The organism is Ferdinandcohnia sp. Marseille-Q9671 (assembly GCF_976954385.1).
Map to the genome: position 1 here is coordinate 69,351 of NZ_CDRJTA010000001.1, position 16,322 is coordinate 85,672.

The 16,322-nt window shown below is 37.3% G+C and carries 17 protein-coding genes; 4 read left to right on the forward strand and 13 right to left on the reverse strand.

Annotated features, from left to right (window positions below; all coding sequences use genetic code 11):
• Nucleotides 1–53: 53 nt before the first annotated feature.
• From ACWNMY_RS00310 to nirB, 7 genes are read right to left on the reverse strand one after another with little or no spacing between them, the layout of a single operon-like run.
• Nucleotides 54–902, reverse strand: coding sequence for a uroporphyrinogen-III synthase (locus ACWNMY_RS00310; protein ID WP_449536297.1), 849 nt, complete (start codon nucleotides 900–902; stop codon nucleotides 54–56).
• Nucleotides 883–1,527 carry an NAD(P)-binding protein gene (locus tag ACWNMY_RS00315; RefSeq protein ID WP_449536298.1) on the reverse strand — a complete coding sequence of 215 codons (645 nt, stop codon included), beginning with the start codon at nucleotides 1,525–1,527 and terminating at the stop codon, nucleotides 883–885. The genes ACWNMY_RS00310 and ACWNMY_RS00315 overlap by 20 nt, the downstream gene beginning before the upstream one ends.
• A 35-nt stretch (nucleotides 1,528–1,562) precedes the next feature.
• Entirely contained in the window at nucleotides 1,563–2,297 is a 735-nt protein-coding gene (locus ACWNMY_RS00320) for a sirohydrochlorin chelatase (protein ID WP_449536299.1), read from the reverse strand.
• Nucleotides 2,298–2,313: 16 nt separating this feature from the next.
• Complete coding sequence (cobA, locus tag ACWNMY_RS00325; protein ID WP_449536300.1) at nucleotides 2,314–3,123, reverse strand: uroporphyrinogen-III C-methyltransferase; 810 nt, start codon at nucleotides 3,121–3,123, stop codon at nucleotides 2,314–2,316.
• Between the two features lie 17 nt (nucleotides 3,124–3,140).
• Nucleotides 3,141–3,980, reverse strand: coding sequence for a formate/nitrite transporter family protein (locus ACWNMY_RS00330; protein WP_449536301.1), 840 nt, complete (start codon nucleotides 3,978–3,980; stop codon nucleotides 3,141–3,143).
• Nucleotides 3,981–4,001: 21 nt separating this feature from the next.
• Nucleotides 4,002–4,322, reverse strand: a complete 321-nt coding sequence (gene nirD, locus ACWNMY_RS00335) for a nitrite reductase small subunit NirD (protein ID WP_449538360.1) — start codon at nucleotides 4,320–4,322, stop codon at nucleotides 4,002–4,004.
• A gap of 15 nt (nucleotides 4,323–4,337) precedes the next feature.
• Nucleotides 4,338–6,749 carry a nitrite reductase large subunit NirB gene (nirB, locus tag ACWNMY_RS00340; RefSeq protein ID WP_449536302.1) on the reverse strand — a complete coding sequence of 804 codons (2,412 nt, stop codon included), beginning with the start codon at nucleotides 6,747–6,749 and terminating at the stop codon, nucleotides 4,338–4,340.
• Nucleotides 6,750–7,120: 371 nt separating this feature from the next.
• On the opposite strand from nirB, the gene ACWNMY_RS00345 reads away from it, so the two are divergent.
• On the forward strand, nucleotides 7,121–7,426 hold the full coding sequence (locus ACWNMY_RS00345; protein ID WP_449536303.1) for a MerR family transcriptional regulator: 306 nt from the start codon (nucleotides 7,121–7,123) through the stop codon (nucleotides 7,424–7,426).
• 178 nt (nucleotides 7,427–7,604) lie between these two features.
• The gene (locus ACWNMY_RS00350) at nucleotides 7,605–8,759 is read left to right on the forward strand and encodes a hypothetical protein (RefSeq protein WP_449536304.1); all 1,155 of its coding nucleotides are present in this window, start codon (nucleotides 7,605–7,607) and stop codon (nucleotides 8,757–8,759) included.
• A gap of 174 nt (nucleotides 8,760–8,933) precedes the next feature.
• On the opposite strand, the gene ACWNMY_RS00355 is transcribed toward ACWNMY_RS00350, so the two are convergent.
• The 3 genes from ACWNMY_RS00355 to ACWNMY_RS00365 form a co-directional block, all read right to left on the reverse strand.
• Nucleotides 8,934–10,082 carry an MFS transporter gene (locus tag ACWNMY_RS00355; protein ID WP_449536305.1) on the reverse strand — a complete coding sequence of 383 codons (1,149 nt, stop codon included), beginning with the start codon at nucleotides 10,080–10,082 and terminating at the stop codon, nucleotides 8,934–8,936.
• 175 nt (nucleotides 10,083–10,257) lie between these two features.
• A complete protein-coding gene (locus ACWNMY_RS00360; RefSeq protein WP_449536306.1) occupies nucleotides 10,258–11,265 on the reverse strand; it encodes a beta-ketoacyl-ACP synthase 3 in 1,008 nt (335 codons plus the stop codon).
• 182 nt (nucleotides 11,266–11,447) lie between these two features.
• The gene (locus ACWNMY_RS00365) at nucleotides 11,448–12,107 is read right to left on the reverse strand and encodes an HAD-IA family hydrolase (protein WP_449536307.1); all 660 of its coding nucleotides are present in this window, start codon (nucleotides 12,105–12,107) and stop codon (nucleotides 11,448–11,450) included.
• Between the two features lie 182 nt (nucleotides 12,108–12,289).
• Between ACWNMY_RS00365 and ACWNMY_RS00370 the strand changes: the two genes are divergently transcribed.
• Both ACWNMY_RS00370 and ACWNMY_RS00375 read left to right on the forward strand, forming a co-directional pair.
• On the forward strand, nucleotides 12,290–12,892 hold the full coding sequence (locus ACWNMY_RS00370) for a S26 family signal peptidase (protein ID WP_449536308.1): 603 nt from the start codon (nucleotides 12,290–12,292) through the stop codon (nucleotides 12,890–12,892).
• Nucleotides 12,893–13,456: 564 nt separating this feature from the next.
• Complete coding sequence (locus ACWNMY_RS00375; protein WP_449536309.1) at nucleotides 13,457–14,455, forward strand: DUF2268 domain-containing protein; 999 nt, start codon at nucleotides 13,457–13,459, stop codon at nucleotides 14,453–14,455.
• A gap of 196 nt (nucleotides 14,456–14,651) precedes the next feature.
• Here the strand turns inward: ACWNMY_RS00375 and ACWNMY_RS00380 are convergent, their stop codons facing one another.
• The 3 genes from ACWNMY_RS00380 to ACWNMY_RS00390 all read right to left on the reverse strand — a co-directional run bounded on the left by ACWNMY_RS00380 (nucleotide 14,652) and on the right by ACWNMY_RS00390 (nucleotide 16,285).
• On the reverse strand, nucleotides 14,652–15,014 hold the full coding sequence (locus ACWNMY_RS00380) for a hypothetical protein (protein ID WP_449536310.1): 363 nt from the start codon (nucleotides 15,012–15,014) through the stop codon (nucleotides 14,652–14,654).
• A 173-nt stretch (nucleotides 15,015–15,187) separates the two neighbouring features.
• Nucleotides 15,188–15,760 (reverse strand): hypothetical protein, encoded by a 573-nt coding sequence (locus ACWNMY_RS00385; RefSeq protein WP_449536311.1) that lies wholly within the window; start codon nucleotides 15,758–15,760, stop codon nucleotides 15,188–15,190.
• 228 nt (nucleotides 15,761–15,988) lie between these two features.
• The gene (locus ACWNMY_RS00390) at nucleotides 15,989–16,285 is read right to left on the reverse strand and encodes a hypothetical protein (protein ID WP_449536312.1); all 297 of its coding nucleotides are present in this window, start codon (nucleotides 16,283–16,285) and stop codon (nucleotides 15,989–15,991) included.
• Nucleotides 16,286–16,322 lie beyond the last annotated feature (37 nt).

A 16,322-nucleotide genomic window follows, 5' to 3' on the forward strand; every position in this document is an offset into this window, starting at 1 on the left:
CATGATTGAATGAGAGCTTGTCAATTAGAATAGTAGAATATTCAAAAAATGGGTCAGAGGGACAGGTTCCGTGACCCAAAATTGTGGGACAGGGAACCTGTCCCCGTGTCCCTAATATATTCCCTTAGTTCAACGACCATTACACCCATTTTCTGAATGGATGGTTGAAAGACGTTCGTAATGCCTTGTTTTTCTAGCTCGTTTGCGGTGACTTTTCCAACTGCAACCGCCAGGACTTCTTTGTTAAATGCTTTCACCACTGCATCTGTACTTGTAGAATCAGCGAAGAGATTTTGGACTTGAGTTTTACTTGTAAAGATAACGGCATCCAGTGTTTGATTGAGAATTTCTTGTTTGAGGTTCCTTACAGTAGAAAGGGATGGCTCAATAAAATGATAGGGTTTGGATAGATAAACATCATATCCTTGCTTTTGTAGCTCTAGCTGTAAAATTTCGTCGTCTTGGTTATATGCTTGAAAAAAAATCCGTTTCCCGTATTTTCCTCCTTTGCTATCCAAACTCAATAACAGACCTTCCATCGTTCCATCCTCAGAAACGAATTCCACCGGCAAGGAATGTTTTTTTGTCCAATTAAGTGTCTTACGACCACGGACTGCTAAGTTAATATTCTTTAATTTATGAATAAATTCGGTGTGGAGAGTAAGCTTTAGCGCAGATCTTTCAAGAGTTTCGATGCCAATTCCGGTAGTTAGCAGCACCATATCAAATGGTTGACTTACTAAATCTCTCACATTTTGTTCACTACACTGTTCATTTACTTGTTGTTCACCTTGAATTGAGAATACAAATGGTAGACCCCCGTTTTTTTGGATAAGTGTCGAAATCGTATCCGCTTGACGGGCAGCGGCAACACCGATCCTCTTACCCTCCAATCCTTTCATTCGTCCACCCCTCCCGCGAATAACTCTTCAGTAAATTTAAAGCTAGTTCCTGCTTCATCTTATTTTGATAATCATCTGACAGTAAATCCTTTAATATGCATTTTTGTTCATATTCATCGAACATTGAGTGCTTGATTAATTGCCGACATTCATATAAAAAATCAACATACTCCCCATAGTTCTTGTCATACATGATTTGAAGCTGCCGTTTGATTTTACCCGAAAGAAGAGGACTTGCTCCATTTGTCGCTATACTTATTGACAATCTCCCCTGTTTAAAATGAGCTGGAAATTGGACATTTCCTTCAGAAGCTTCCGACGCCATATTTACTAACGTATTGGAAGCACAGCTTTGTACAACTGTTTTATTTACCATCGAATCATTTGTGGCTACGATGACCAGGAATGCTTCTTTACTATCTTCAGGCTCGAAATGCTTATTCTGCCAAATGAATAGGCCTTTCCCACAAAGGGAACGCAATCCATCCGTAAGAGTCGGACTAATGACATGTAGGTTTGCACCACTTCCTAGCAATTTTTGAATCCTGCGTTCCGCAATACGACCACCACCAACAATTACAACATTCTTCCCTGCTAATTGAACCATGAGAGGTGTAAGCTCCATTTTCCATCATCCTTTTTTACACTAGATACGAGCTTTTACATATTTATTGTTTCTAACACTCTAGCTTTTAACAATTCACACACATTACGATGACTTCCGAGTTGATTACAAATTACTACTTCTTGATTTGGATGTAGACGTTGTCGCTGGACAAATTTTTCTATTCCGTTCATTAATAGTCCGGTAAATAACAAATATGGAAGAATAACAATTTGCCTCGAACCCGATACAATCTTATTCTCTAGTACCGTTTCAAACCTAGGGGTTGCTGCAGTCAAAAAACATTTGCTAACAGAAGACACTTGTATTTTTTGTTGTAGGAGCTCAGCAATGCGTTGAGTATCATTCACCGCATCCATATCGCTACTTCCTCGACCAACGAGAAGGATTTCCATCTCTTCGTTAATCTGACTATTCTCTTCGATTCTTTCTACTAAAATATCAACTAATTTTTCCTGTACACCAAGTGGTTTGCCATAACGAAATTCAATTGTTTCGTATCTTTCCTTTGCTTGTTCTAGAATTTCGGGAATGTCCATTTTGGCGTGGACTGCCGTTAAAAGAAGGACGGGTACAACTGCAATCGTAGTAGCACCCAATTTCACACATTGATCTACACCCTCTAGAATAGAAGGTTTCGTAAGCTCTAAAAAACAGTATCGTTGAATTGGTGCATCCACAAGTTTCATCGTCTTTTGAACAAAATCAATCGCTTCCTCCACACCCGATCTCTTCCTCGTACCATGACAAACATAAAGAACAGCCTGCATAATCATCACTCCCTATTTAGTGGGACAGAGGGACAGGTTCCCTGTCCCTGTAAAATAATGGTGGGACAAGGGACCTGTCCCCCTGACCCATCCCGTGACCTAATAGTTTCTCTCTGAATCGTACGACTTCTCCGATTACGATTATGGCGGGGTTTTTTATGTTCGATGTTGAGGCGATGTTGACGATTGTTTCGATTGTACCTGTTACTGTTTTTTGGGCATAGGTTGTTCCTTCTTGAATGATGGCGACTGGTGTATCTTCGCTTTTCCCGTGCTTCCGTAATTGCTCACATATGTGTGGTAAGTTTCCAATTCCCATATAGATTGCTAAGGTATCGACCCCTTTTGCAAGGCTTTCCCACTTAATATCTGTTGGCTCTCCTGTTTTGCAGTGGCCGGTGATGATGGCGAATGAATTCCCAAGCTCCCGATGTGTGATTGGAATCCCCGCATAAGCTGGAGCAGCTATCCCAGCTGTTATACCAGGTACGACTTCATAGGGGATATTATGCTTCATCAATTCCTCAACCTCTTCTGCTCCTCTTCCAAAAACGAAAGGATCTCCCCCTTTAAGTCTCGTCACCACTTTTCCTAAGCGAGCGTATTTCACTAATTGTTGATTAATGACTTCTTGTGGCATCGTATGAAACTTTGGTTGTTTTCCACAATAAACTAATTCTGCACCACATCTTGCTTCCCGTAACAATTCTGTATTGACTAACCGATCGTATAAAATAACATCTGCCTGCTGGATACATTTCAAACCCTTCATTGTAATCAAATCAGGATCACCAGGACCCGCTCCCACAATATATACCTTTCCCATCTCAGTTTCCTCCCTCATTATGTACCTGCTATCACATCTTCCTTTTTTGACACAAGCATGACATTATTCTTTTTCACATTCCGATGAGTTACGTATAAGGCTAGACCGGTACAGACAACTCCACTGACGAGATTCCCAAATAAGACAGGAAGCTGATTCCATAGCCACCAATCGGCTACTGTAACATCTGCACCTAACATCATCCCTGCTGGAATCACAAACATATTTACGACGGCGTGTTCAAACCCTTGCGCAAAAAAGATCAAAATCGGAAGCCACATGGCAACAATTTTTCCAAGTGTTGCTGTCGATGTCATCGCCATAACGGCACCCAATGTTACCATCCAATTACAAAGCATGGCTTTCACAAAGACGACGACCAAACCGTCGTTCCCTAGATTCTGATACCCTATTGTTTTTGCTTCTGCAACTGCCATAATTTTGGTTATCATGGCATGATCTGTGACATGTCCTAGCTGTGTGATGGCAATTACGTATAAAAAGGCATAGAAGCCTGCACCTAGTAAATGCCCCACGATGACCCAAAACCAGTTTGATAGCATTTGAGAAATCGTAGCCTTTTTTTCTAAAACCGCTAGGGGAATTAACGCAAAATTCCCTGTTACTAATTCAAGACCGAGGAGTATGACCAATACGAAACAGGCAGGAAAAAGCAAGGCACCCAAAACGCCTAATCCCGATTGAATTTCAGCAGTGAAAGCTAGTGTTGTACCGAACCCAAGAAGTGCTCCTGCAAGCACCCCTCGAATTACCAGATCCTTCACTGATAATTTTGCTTTTGCTTCTCCAGCTTCAATCATGCTAGCAATAACCTGATTTGTTTTTACAAATGACATGGAAATCCTCCTCCGAGATTATTAGATGATAATATAGACAAGATCCTCTTCCACTTCCACTTGATACGTTCGCACACACCCATGATCCGGTGCTTGAACTTGACCATCACAGACATTTATTTTCCAATCGTGCATCGGACAAAAAACATGTTCTCCGCTCACCATTCCTTCAGCAAGTACTCCACCTTTATGGGGGCACCGATTTTCGATTGCACGGACATCCCCATTTGCTAGCTTAAACAAGGCAATTTCTTCTTCCCTTACGAAAAATGTTTTCCCAAGACGATCTGGTAGCTCTGAATAGTTTCCGATAAATACTCTACCTAGTGTTTTCTCCACGATATCTCCCCCTATCTATTAGTTAGAAGCTGCCGGAACATTGACTGTTTCATAAAGCTCTTTTAGTAGATTCTCATCCTTAAGTGCTTCACTCCAAGGCTCTTGAATGGCAGATAAAGCTGTATTCATTCGCTCATTCAATTCATCACGGAATGCTTTGTTTTCAAGCATTTCCTTTATATGATCAATCCCTATGCGTTCAACCCATACAGACGTTCTTTCTAAGTACGTTGCCGTTTCGCGATAATATTGTAAAAAAGCACCAGCCCATTCAAGTACTTCATCACCTGTTTTCACTTTACATAGTAAATCTGCTACCCTAAGATCTGTACCCGCATTTCCACCTACATACATTTCCCATACTCCATCCAATCCGACAATTCCAATATCCTTAATTGCTCCTTCCGCACAATTTCTTGGGCAAGCCGAGACACCCATTTTTATTTTGTGCGGTCCATGTAACCCCTCAAATTTTTTCTCTAGCGCAATCCCCATCCCAATCGAATCCTGTGTACCAAACCGGCAGAAGTCAGATCCAACACATGTTTTTACGGTCCGTAGCCCTTTCGAGTATGCATGCCCTGATGGCATTCCAAGCTCCGCCCAAATACTTGGTAGGTCCTGCTTTTTCACACCGAGTAAATTAATTCGCTGGCCACCGGTTATCTTAATCATTTTTACCTGGTATTTATCCGCTACATCTGCAATCTTTCTAAGGTCCTCTGCATATGTAACACCTCCATACATTCTTGGAACAACACCAAAGGTGCCATCATTTTGAATGTTTGCATGTAATCGTTCGTTCACGTAACGAGACTCTTTTTCATCCTTGTACTCGGTTGGGTTAATCATTCCCAAATAATAATTTAAGGCTGGTCGGCATTTCGAACATCCTTCATCGGTACTCCAGCCCAACACATTCATGACTTCTCGTACATGGGTAAGCCCTTTTTCCTTGATTTCATGTACCACTTCATCTCTAGTTAATGTTGTACAAGTGCAAATAGACACCTTTTGATCCTCACTGTACTCATCACCGAGAGTAAGCTCTAATAGGTCAGAAACCAGTGACTTACAAGTTCCACAGGATCGAGATGCATTGGTACAGCCCTTCACCTGGTCAATGGTTGTGAGACCCTGCGTTTCAATTGCTGAAACAATCGTTCCCTTCGTTACACCGTTACATCCACATATAATTTCATCTTCAGCCATCTGAGCAACTAAGCTAACTCCTGACTCTTCAGTCTGATTGGCTTCTATATATTCCTCTACAGTCGCTCCTTTTTTAATGAGACTTAGCAGTCGATTGCCTTCCCTCGTATCTCCAAATAAGACAGCACCAGCTATTTTTCCTTGCTCCACAATGATTTTTTTATAGATTCCATTCCAATCATCCTGCATTTTTATTGCTTTTGTATTCTCGTCTTCTATGATTTTTCCTGTTGAAAAGACATCAACACCTGACACTTTTAACTGAGTTGAAAGAACGGACCCCTTGTAACCCTCAGTTTGCACACCGCAAATCCGTTTCGCTAACGCTTCCCCCTGTTGATAAAGTGGGGCAACTAATCCATACACCATTCCTTTATGCTCTGCACATTCACCAACTGCAAATACATTAGGAACATCCGTTTCCATAAAATCATTTACGACGATTCCTCGATTTACTGGAATACCAGATTTTTGAGCTAGTTCAACATTAGGCTTTATTCCCACTGCCATCACAACTAGGTCTGCTTTGATTTTTTCACCATTTTTAAAACGTAATCCTGTTACCTGTTTTTTACCAAGGATTTCGACAGTCTGTTTATTTAACAGGAAGTTCATCCCTTGACCTTCTAACTCCTTTTGCAATAATTTTCCCGCTGCTCTATCTAATTGGCGCTCCATTATGTACTCGTTAATGTGAATCACATCTACTTCCATTCCAAGATTAAGTAACCCACGCGCAGCTTCAAGTCCAAGTAAGCCTCCTCCAATAACTGCAGCTTTTTTATATGTTTTTGAGTATTCGATCATCGTTTCACAATCATTGATATCACGAAACGCAGTCACTCCTTGTTTGTTTGAACCAGGCAAAGGTAACATAAATGGATTCGATCCCGTTGCAATAATCAACTTATCATAAGGTTCAGCTCGATCCTTATCTGTATAAACAATCTGTTTATTTGTATCGATATGTCGTACACTTTCTCCTGGATATAAGCGAATATTGTTGTTTTCATACCAATGCCAATCATTTAACGTAATATCCGCAACCGTTGTATCTCCTTGCAACACCTTTGATAATTGGATCCGATTATAGTTCGGATGCGGTTCCCTACCAAAAACGGTGATATCAAATTCATCAGGTGCAAGTTTCAGTATTTCTTCAATCGTCCTTATCCCAGCCATTCCATTGCCAATCAATACTACCTTTTGCTTCAACATAATAGGTTAGCCCCCTAAAGTAGTTTAATAATTCAAACAACTAATCTACGTTCAGTCTACTTAGCACATATCTCTCTTACAAGTAGTTTGTCAGATTTTCTGACATACCTACATTTACAGCATCTAAAATTGAAAACGCTTCATTAAAACCAATGTTTACAGCACTTTACTCGATTACAATTGCATTGGAAACGGATTCAAAAATGTAATATTTTAGGTTAATTATGATTTATAAAATAAGTCAAAAGTCCTACTCCAGCTCACAAACTACATATCTATAAAAACATGTGAGATTTTCTCACATAAGTTTTGACAACGAATAGATTCTGCATTAATCTGAAAATAAGAAAAATTGCAGAAAGGAGCTTGCCATGATCTCTTACAAGGAGAAAAAAGTCATTTCGATTGGTACTGTTACGGAGATAACTGGACTTTCTGAACGGAAAATACGTTATTATGAGGAGCGTGGATTGATTTCCCCCAAAAGAACGGAACGGGGAACTAGAAAATATTCCTTCTTAGATATAGAGACCTTAATGAATATTGCCGACAAGCGAGAAGAAGGAGTCCAAACAAAAGAAATAAAAAAAGATATGGACAACGAAAAGAAAATCGCTAATATTCGAGGTGACTTGCTTCGGGGACAACTAAACGCCCATTTTAATATGCGGAAATAACTGGAGTTGGGACAGAGGGACAGGTTCCGTGACCCAAAATTGTGGGACAGGGAACCTGTCCCCCTGACCCACGATTGGCACCCTCCCCCTACGAATTCATACAATAGTCCTACTGATAACAAGCCCTTTTTCCCATCCTTTTTCTGGTAGAATAAGGTTTGAAAGGGGCTATTTGTTGATGGAATTACAAACTAAGGATAATCGAAAGTATACGAATCAACTTCCTAAGTGGGCCATTGGCTGCCATATTGGACTTATTTCCATTTTCGTACTACTAGGGATTGGCGGTTTTATGTTAGGTGCTAAAGAAGTTTCAGAGACAGGATTTGGTTTCTTCCTACTTCTATGTGCGTTTGGTGTTATGTTTCTTGGCTTTGCATGGTTCAGTTACAATAATCTACGAAAATACCTCGATATTGTCATTCACATCCATCTAGGCGACAACGGGTATGATTATTATGTAAATGACAAAAAGGAAGACGAAGAACACTATATTTTTCTTCCATATGACAAGATGAAATACGTTCTAATCGGAATGGATTATCGATTACAGGCACAGACGAGGATACAAGGGGATCATCAAACAAGAGTAAAATTTAAAAAAGTACGTTCAGCTAAACTGTTCATATATGGATACGATTCTAGTAATCAAGTAAAGGTTACAAGCTTTCCTCATGCGAGTCAGACATCTCTATATGATTGGATAGACGTTTTTCAAAAGCATGGGGTTGAGATTTTCCATACGGATAAAGCCTTAACCGCGACACCGAGTAACCCTGATGTTATTGAATCTATTCCTAAGGAACCGTTCGAAGGAACACTTTCCTTCGTCATGGGGTCAGAAGCAGATGAGTTTGATAATCTCTTTTTAACAGATCAACAGCAAGAAATCGTTGAGAAAAAGGAGAAAAAGACTCGCAAAAACGGATTCATCTTTACCATTCTTCTCTCCATTTTACAGATCATGATGATTTGTTTTTGGTTTCCAAACTGGGACATCGTAGAGGCGTCCTTTGGCACAAATTCAAACGAATTCTTCGCCCTTTTACTAACCGTTTTACTACAGTTTGTGATCTACGTGTATATGAGACGAGTCAAATGGTATGAGCCGCTACGGGATTCAATCATTCTATATATCGGAGTCTTGATTGGTATCCTACTTTCACCTGATGAACGACCAACGTTTCTTCCGGCGGTTCAGATATATGCAATCATGACAATCGGAACGATATTGTTTTTTTTCTATTGTATGAAGGTGTATTCATGGTTTAAGAAATTTGTAAAGAAATTAGACACCACAAGCGAAATCAAAAAGAAAGATACGCATAGTTAGGATAAAAGGATATCAATCCGTTTCCTATCGCAATACCTGATGTATACCCGAAATATTCAACAAAATTTATAGCAGTAAAAAAAGAAATAGCTCAGTTAGATTGAGTTATTTCTTTTTAAGCTTCTGTTCCTTTTAAGATTTTTACTTTCGAAAGTCATATATCTGCTGGAAAAGTTAACCCTTTTTTGTTGCTTTAACCTTTTGGGTACTTAGGACAAAACTAATGATGGCTGCCATACTACAAACATACGGAAGGAAAGGGTATCCCCAATTAGTTATGACATAACCACCCACCATTGAACCAATGGTTATGCCAATATACAGAGCCGTGTTATTCCACGCCATTACAATTCCTCGTTCTTGTGGATATTCGACCGCTAATCGTGCTTGGTATGAAGTAAATCCCGCATACCCAACCAAAGCCCAAATGAATAGGAAAAAATAAATCCAATCACCCGATGAGAAGAATATACCTAAACAAACGAAAAGGATCGTCAAGAATATGAGCGAAACTTTCGATATCTTCCTTTCTCCAAATCTATCTGTTAACTGTCCACTGATCAGACTTCCTAACACAGCTCCGATCCCATAAAAAGTAATTGCTAATGCGATTTGTGTTGATGAGAATCTATTCTCAGAATAAAGAGACGCACCTAAGTAAACATAAAGAGCATACATGGAAATCGCCCAAAAGGTTGTTACACATACCGAACCAAGTATTCTTAGTAGATTTCCTTCTACTAGATTCCTTGTTACATCACTTTTAGGGATGTTTTTCCAGGTGTTGGAATTTACTACCGCCAAGATAGCTCCTATAATAGCCATTACAACAAATACAGAACGCCAACCAAGAAAATGCTCCAATAACGTACCCAATGGCGCTCCTGCCCAAAGAGCGGTTAAGTGGCCTGAAACAACAATTGAAAGCCATGTCCCTGTCCGATTTGGTGGGGCAGTATCTCCAATGATTGCATATATCAAAGGAGTAATGGAAGCAACGGATAAACCAGCAACTATACGGCTAACAAGTAACCAAAAAAATGAAGGAGCAAAGGCCGTTAGCATGTTAGAAATGAAGAACAACAGTAAGCCAAATGTAATGAATGCTTTCCGTCCATTTTTATCGGAAAGCCACCCAAAGAAAGGGGCAAAAATAGCATATGTAACCGCAAAAACCGTTACCATCCAACCAGTCATCGCTGAACTAACATGATAGGCTTCCGATATGAATGGTAGTAACGGAGATACTACAAATAAGTCAACACCCATTAAAAACAAAGTTATCCAACCAACAAGTAAACGTACCCTTCCTCTAGCCTCCATTACATCCCCCACTTACAATTATTGTTACATATGTATTCCTTAGAGCTAGAAAATGGACCTCGTGTTCAAATAAATAGCACCGATAGCTGAACAAACAAAAAAGACCGCAGAAGCGATCTCAACTTTACCTATTACACCATTTCGTATACGTATATTCCTTCACAAATCTTTGACATTACAACGGTGTTGGAACACGAATCTGCTCATCAAAATGTAGTTCTAGAAGTTGTCCTGCATGAACCAATCCAGAACCAAAACCGTACATAAGCACTCTGTCTCCATTTTTTACTTTCCCTTCTCTGATTCCTAGATCAAGAGCTAATGGAATAGTAGCAGCAGATGTGTTTCCGAAATGAACCAAACTATAAAGTGTTTTGTCCATTGCGTATTCTAATTTTTCGCAAATTGGCTCAATCAACCTTAGATTTGCACTATGAGGTATAAACCAATCAACTTGTTCCATACTCATCTGTGTACTATCTAAGATTTGTTTAACACTATCAGGAACATTCCTTACTACCCATCTGAAAACTTCTCTTCCGTTCTGAACTAAACATTGTGTATCCACTAGTTCAATCCCATTAACCTTTTTTGACAATCCAGTACGATATACATGTTGTGCTCCACTTCCATCACTTCCTAGATTGAATCCAATAAAACTTTTCGAACTCTCATCCTTTTCAATCAAGACTGCCCCAGCACCATCCCCAAACAAAATACATGTACTTCTATCGGTATAATCCGTAACTTTGGATAGTGTATCTGCTCCAATTACTAGAACCTTTTTGTGGAGTCCTGAAGCTATAAAGGTATGTGCTGTATGCAATGCATACACGAACCCTGCACATGCCGCACTTAAATCAATAGCTCCTGTTCGTGCTATATGTAAACGGTCTTGTACAATACTTGAGACAGATGGAAATGGAAAATCTGGTGTACCTGTTGCCACGATGATCATATCTACATCTTCGACTGTTTTATTATATCTCTGCATTAAATCTTCTACAGCAGCTACACATAAATCACTTGTGAATTCATCAGGTTGACTAATTCGACGTTCATGAATTCCCGTTCTTTGAACAATCCATTCATGGTTTGTATCAACCATTTGTTCCAGATCATAATTTGTTAACTTTTTTTTGGGTACATATGTACCAATTGCAGTTATTCTCGCACCTATCATAAAAAACACCCCGCATTTTATTATTAGTTGGTATTAGTACCTAGTACTAATTATAGCTATTCATATTAATAAAAATCAATTTATATTCTGTTTTCACATCAAAAAAAGGTTACTCCTTATTGAAGTAACCCGCTTCTTTACTTGAATAAGTAAAGCATATCGTTGTTTAAGTACCGCTCCCGTTAGTTTAATAACTGATGACTAACAATTTTAATCCATTCACCTTTATCGTCTGCAAGTAAGGTATTCCAACCTAAATTTCGTGCTTCAATCAGATTTTTCTCTTGGTCATCAATGAATAACGCATTTTCCTTCCTGGTAATATGGGAATTAACTTTTAAGTATATATCGACTTGTGGTTTACAAAATCCTACATCACTAGAAATAGTTATACTTTTAATGTAGTCTTCAACAGGTGCAATTATATGTTTCACCCATTCTATGCGATGATTACTTAGTAAATGAATATTTGCGTACTTACTCCATAATGGGATTTCTTCAAGAGCAGGTAAAGGTTTAATCACTGTTAATAATTTGTCTGCGGCATAGCTTCCATCAATTGTTGGGAACCTTTCTATCAACTTAGGCCAAAATTCTTCTTCTTGAATTTTTCCAGTCCATAATTCTTCACGGACTTCATTTCTAAACTTATTAAGTTCATTATATGAAACTTCAAATTTTGAAGATAAATCTTCCCAAAATATCGGTGAAAAATTAGTTGCAATCACTCCTGCAATATCTAAAATTAAGTCAGGTTTTGTGCTCATCTCTATTTTAATCCCCCTTAATAAAACTATTCTTTTTACATTCGAGTAGCTTATTTGAAATTCCTGCTTGTTCAAGTATTCTGCACCTTTAGTACAAACTTCTAAAAAAAGGATGCTTCTCCTTCTTGAAGGTAAGCTACCCTTGGTTTAATAAGTATCTTGAGTTTCGCGAATTCACTTAAAATTCAAAATGTTGTCAAGAATTTAAAGGAGTTTCCCCTATTTTTACAGTAAAATATATATAAAGGGGGATTTTTATGAAAAAAAGTATATTTCTTATTATTATGTTGCTTGTTATGGTTGGCTGCTCCTATAACCTATCGTCAGAAACACTTACAGATGATAATACTACCCCAGATGTTACTACAATTGAAAATGTTGGTTCCGAAATGATAACACATCACCATATGTACGATAATATGGATAGAGGTAATCACGATTATTTTGATAAAACCCTAGCGATTGAGAAAAGTATAAATGTGTCTGATATTTCAAGAGGAGATGTTGTTTTTTTCGATAATGAGGATGGAGATAAAGACATATCCAGAGTTGTTGCTTTGCCAGGCGAAAAAATTGAAATAACTAAAGGACAGATTTTTATTAACGGTCAAAAGTTAGACGCATTTTACGGTAAAGCTCATAGGCTTGGATTAGATAAAAAAAGTTATTTCGAAATGATGGATAACCAGGGGAATGATTACAATAAAAAAGGTATGACGGAAGTTTTCGAAACGAGTATGAAAGAGATTAAACTCTCGGATGATGAATTCTATTTAATCAGCGATGATTGGATGCGAGGGAAAAAGATGGTACTAAAAGAAGAAAAATTCATTGGAAAAGTAATTGGATACGCTAAATAAAACACTTGAAAAGGACATCGATTTATCGATGCCCTTTTTTGTGCTATATTGTTTGCTAATACCACTTTAAAATGTCCAATAAACCATAGGTTATTTATACTTCTATTTTACATTTTCTACTTCAAAACCGAACCCGTTATTAAAAAAGAGAAACTTTTCTTCATTTACACCATCCTAAATTATATTTAGGACTACTTTCACCAACTAAAAACTAACTATTCTTTTTCCACTAACCTGCACTTTTACTTCAATAAACAAAAAGCGATGATCTTGTTAAATCATCGCACCCAATAGTTTAAGTACATTATTTCACAAACTTTAACACGTTTTTCACTTTTTGTTTTTCCAGTGAGTTAAATATAAACAGGAAAGGTTAAAATTGAAAAAAATTATGCAGTGATGAGCTAATTTTATCCACCCGTCTACACTTTTCTTCAGTAAAGGTGGTCTAATGAGTTTAAAGTAACAGGCACGTAAGTAGGCGATAAAATAATAATCTACTTGTAAAATAATTGAAATAAAGGGATAATTTAGATTACACTAAAAATAATTTTGAATTTGGTGGTGATTAAAATTAATAGACTAATTCCTTTTTTCATATTTTCCATTATTGTTGTATTACTTATCGGTTGTACTAATAAAACAATTGAAGTTGAATCACCTAAAGAATTAAATATTAAGAACCCCATCATTGTGAAAAATGGCAATCAGGTATTTAGAATTATACCCTTTTATACTCAAGTATTAGATTACATAGAAAGTGTTTCAGAAATTGAACAACACGAGAAGATGGAAGAACATTACTATCAAAAAGTTGTCGAACCATTTCAATTAGATACTTTAGGTAAAGGAGAGGGGTATTGGATAAAGGACCATTGGGCTTTTGCAACTCCAAAAGACATTAAAACTTTGGAGCAATTTGTATATTCTCTAATTAATAATCAAGATGAAATAAATAAAATAATAGAACAAGCCTTGATTAAATCATCTAATACCCTTCCAGGCGGGAATAAGACTGTTTATTTATTTCCTCCTAATCCAGATGACATGCATGGTATCAATTTAATTGGTGGCGTTTCTGGGATAACAGTTAGTAAGGATGTAATCTTAATAAAGATTGATCCATCTTCATTTATTGAGGATTTGTTGGAGTATAGTGTTGCACATGAATATCATCATACTATTTATATGGAGAACGGAAATGTAAACTGGCAGAACACTTTATTAGATGAAATAATTCTTGAAGGTAAAGCGGACAATTTTGCCAAAAGTCTTTACCCTGATATTACTATACCGTGGATAGAACCTCTATCAAATCAAAAAGAGGAGGAAGTATGGGAGCACTTAAAAGAGAATTTAATGTCAAAGGACCGAACAATAAAAGGCGATTATTTTGAAAATCCAAACAAAGGAATCCCTCGTTGGACCAACTACAAGTTCGGATACCAAATAGTGAATTCCTTTTTAGAAAAGAATCCCACCACCCCGGTCAGAGACTGGACACTATTATCTGCGGAGGAGATATTATCAAATAGTAAATATGTAGATATGATTTCAAAATAAAAGTTTATTTAGATTTTTGCAAAGTAAGAGATATTCTGACTTTGCTTTTTTGTTTTGCATTTTCTGTCTACTTAATTATAAAGCTGTTTTTTCTTCTTCTACTATCCTGCTTCGTTTGTTCAATAAGGAATTCAACAAAATAGTGCATTAACCCTTCTTGGATCAACGCACCCGATTGTTGAATAGGAATTCTTTCTTAGTTCCTATTATTACACTGTGTTTGACTTTCCTTTTCAGAAATCTCTTTTTCTATTCTAACATCTTTGATTTCAACACCATTTTCTGGAGTATCTTTTAATGTGAAATGAATTCTATCAAAAGGAAGGTCACCGTGATGTGAACCATAATTTAACGCACTTGCATAAACAATATGTCTGCGAGTATCACCTTCTATTCTTTCGATTTCTATTCTTGGACAAACTATAAAATCTGAATATTTTTGGTCGAGATAGGAAAGGTACCTTGTATATAATGTCTCTTCAAGCAATTCATTTTTAGAAAAACCTCCGTTCCAACCAACCAAAAGTAAGCCAACAAACAATATGCCAATTTTTTTCACGAGTTTTTATCACCTCAGGACTATTCTTCTTAAACGATAATTCCCTTATTCCATTTAACTTCCCGTTAGCATAATAAACTCAAAAACAATTCGATAAATCCTACTTGAACCATCGCACCCTTTGCCCCTATTCTACAATCAGGAAATTAATACCGTAGTTATGTAATACTCAATTAGTTAAAGAACTCTTCGCTTAATTGTGTTGAATGCTCAATTGAGTTAGCTATTTGAACCAATTCTTCTGGTGTAACTTTATCTGAGATTCTTTGGTTTACACTAAATAAATATTGCCATTTATCCCGCTTAAAGACGAATACGTTTGCACCCCTTACATTAATATAAGATGCTATTTCTCCATTCTTTAGTTTAAAGACCTTTTCAACGTCTCTATCATTTAAGTGAATCCCATTCTTTGCAAGTCTTACATCAATAAAAAAATGAAGTTCAGATGAGTCCTCACTAATAAATTCCATTTCAAAGGAATCATTTTGGCTTCCTTCCAAATTATTAAAGCGTCCAAATATATGTGTAAACGGAATAGGTGGAACTCTCAGTGGAAGTTCCAAGTCTTGTTTGTAATGTTTTTCAAAATCTCTTATAGCTTCATCAACAGATACATATCCAAGTTCAGTATATTGTTCTTCTATGGTTCGGGTTTTATTGTTTGAATTTGCATAAGTAGTTCCGTTAAATAATGCAAAAACATATGTAAAGAGGATTAAAAATAGAGGAATAAACTTGTTCAAAATAAATCATCCTTTAATTATTTTTAGATTATTTTATCCAAGTAAATTCACACTATCCTTCTTCAACAAACCTGCTTCGATTGTTAAATAAGTTTGCACCTCAGAAGTGACCCATTAGCTAAACTCTAACCGTTTATTTTTACTAGCCGAGTGACTAATTTCACAGTCACTTTGAAATAAAAAAAGCCTGTGTTACGTGAAGACAGGCTGATTGCATTTATTATCTTATCATTCTTCTTTTTCGAAAATCTGCCAGCCATGCGTTTGGAGCTTTTCAACATACTCCTCGATTGATATGTCCTCTAATTCAATCGCAAGCGGAGCTAATGAAACCCAACATTCTTCCGTCGCATAATTAATTGTTACTTTGACCACTTCATAGCCATTGTGAAACCGAGGAGAGAATCCCGGATCGTCGATGATATCTCCTTCTACTGGCCGAAAATCTGATTGAAAAGTCCTTTTCATCGTAACTACCTGCTCCTCGTTCATCGAAGCAACAAAAATTATTAAATGTATATTCACCCGTCACTCTCCCTTTCTATTTAAAAAGTTTATTTAT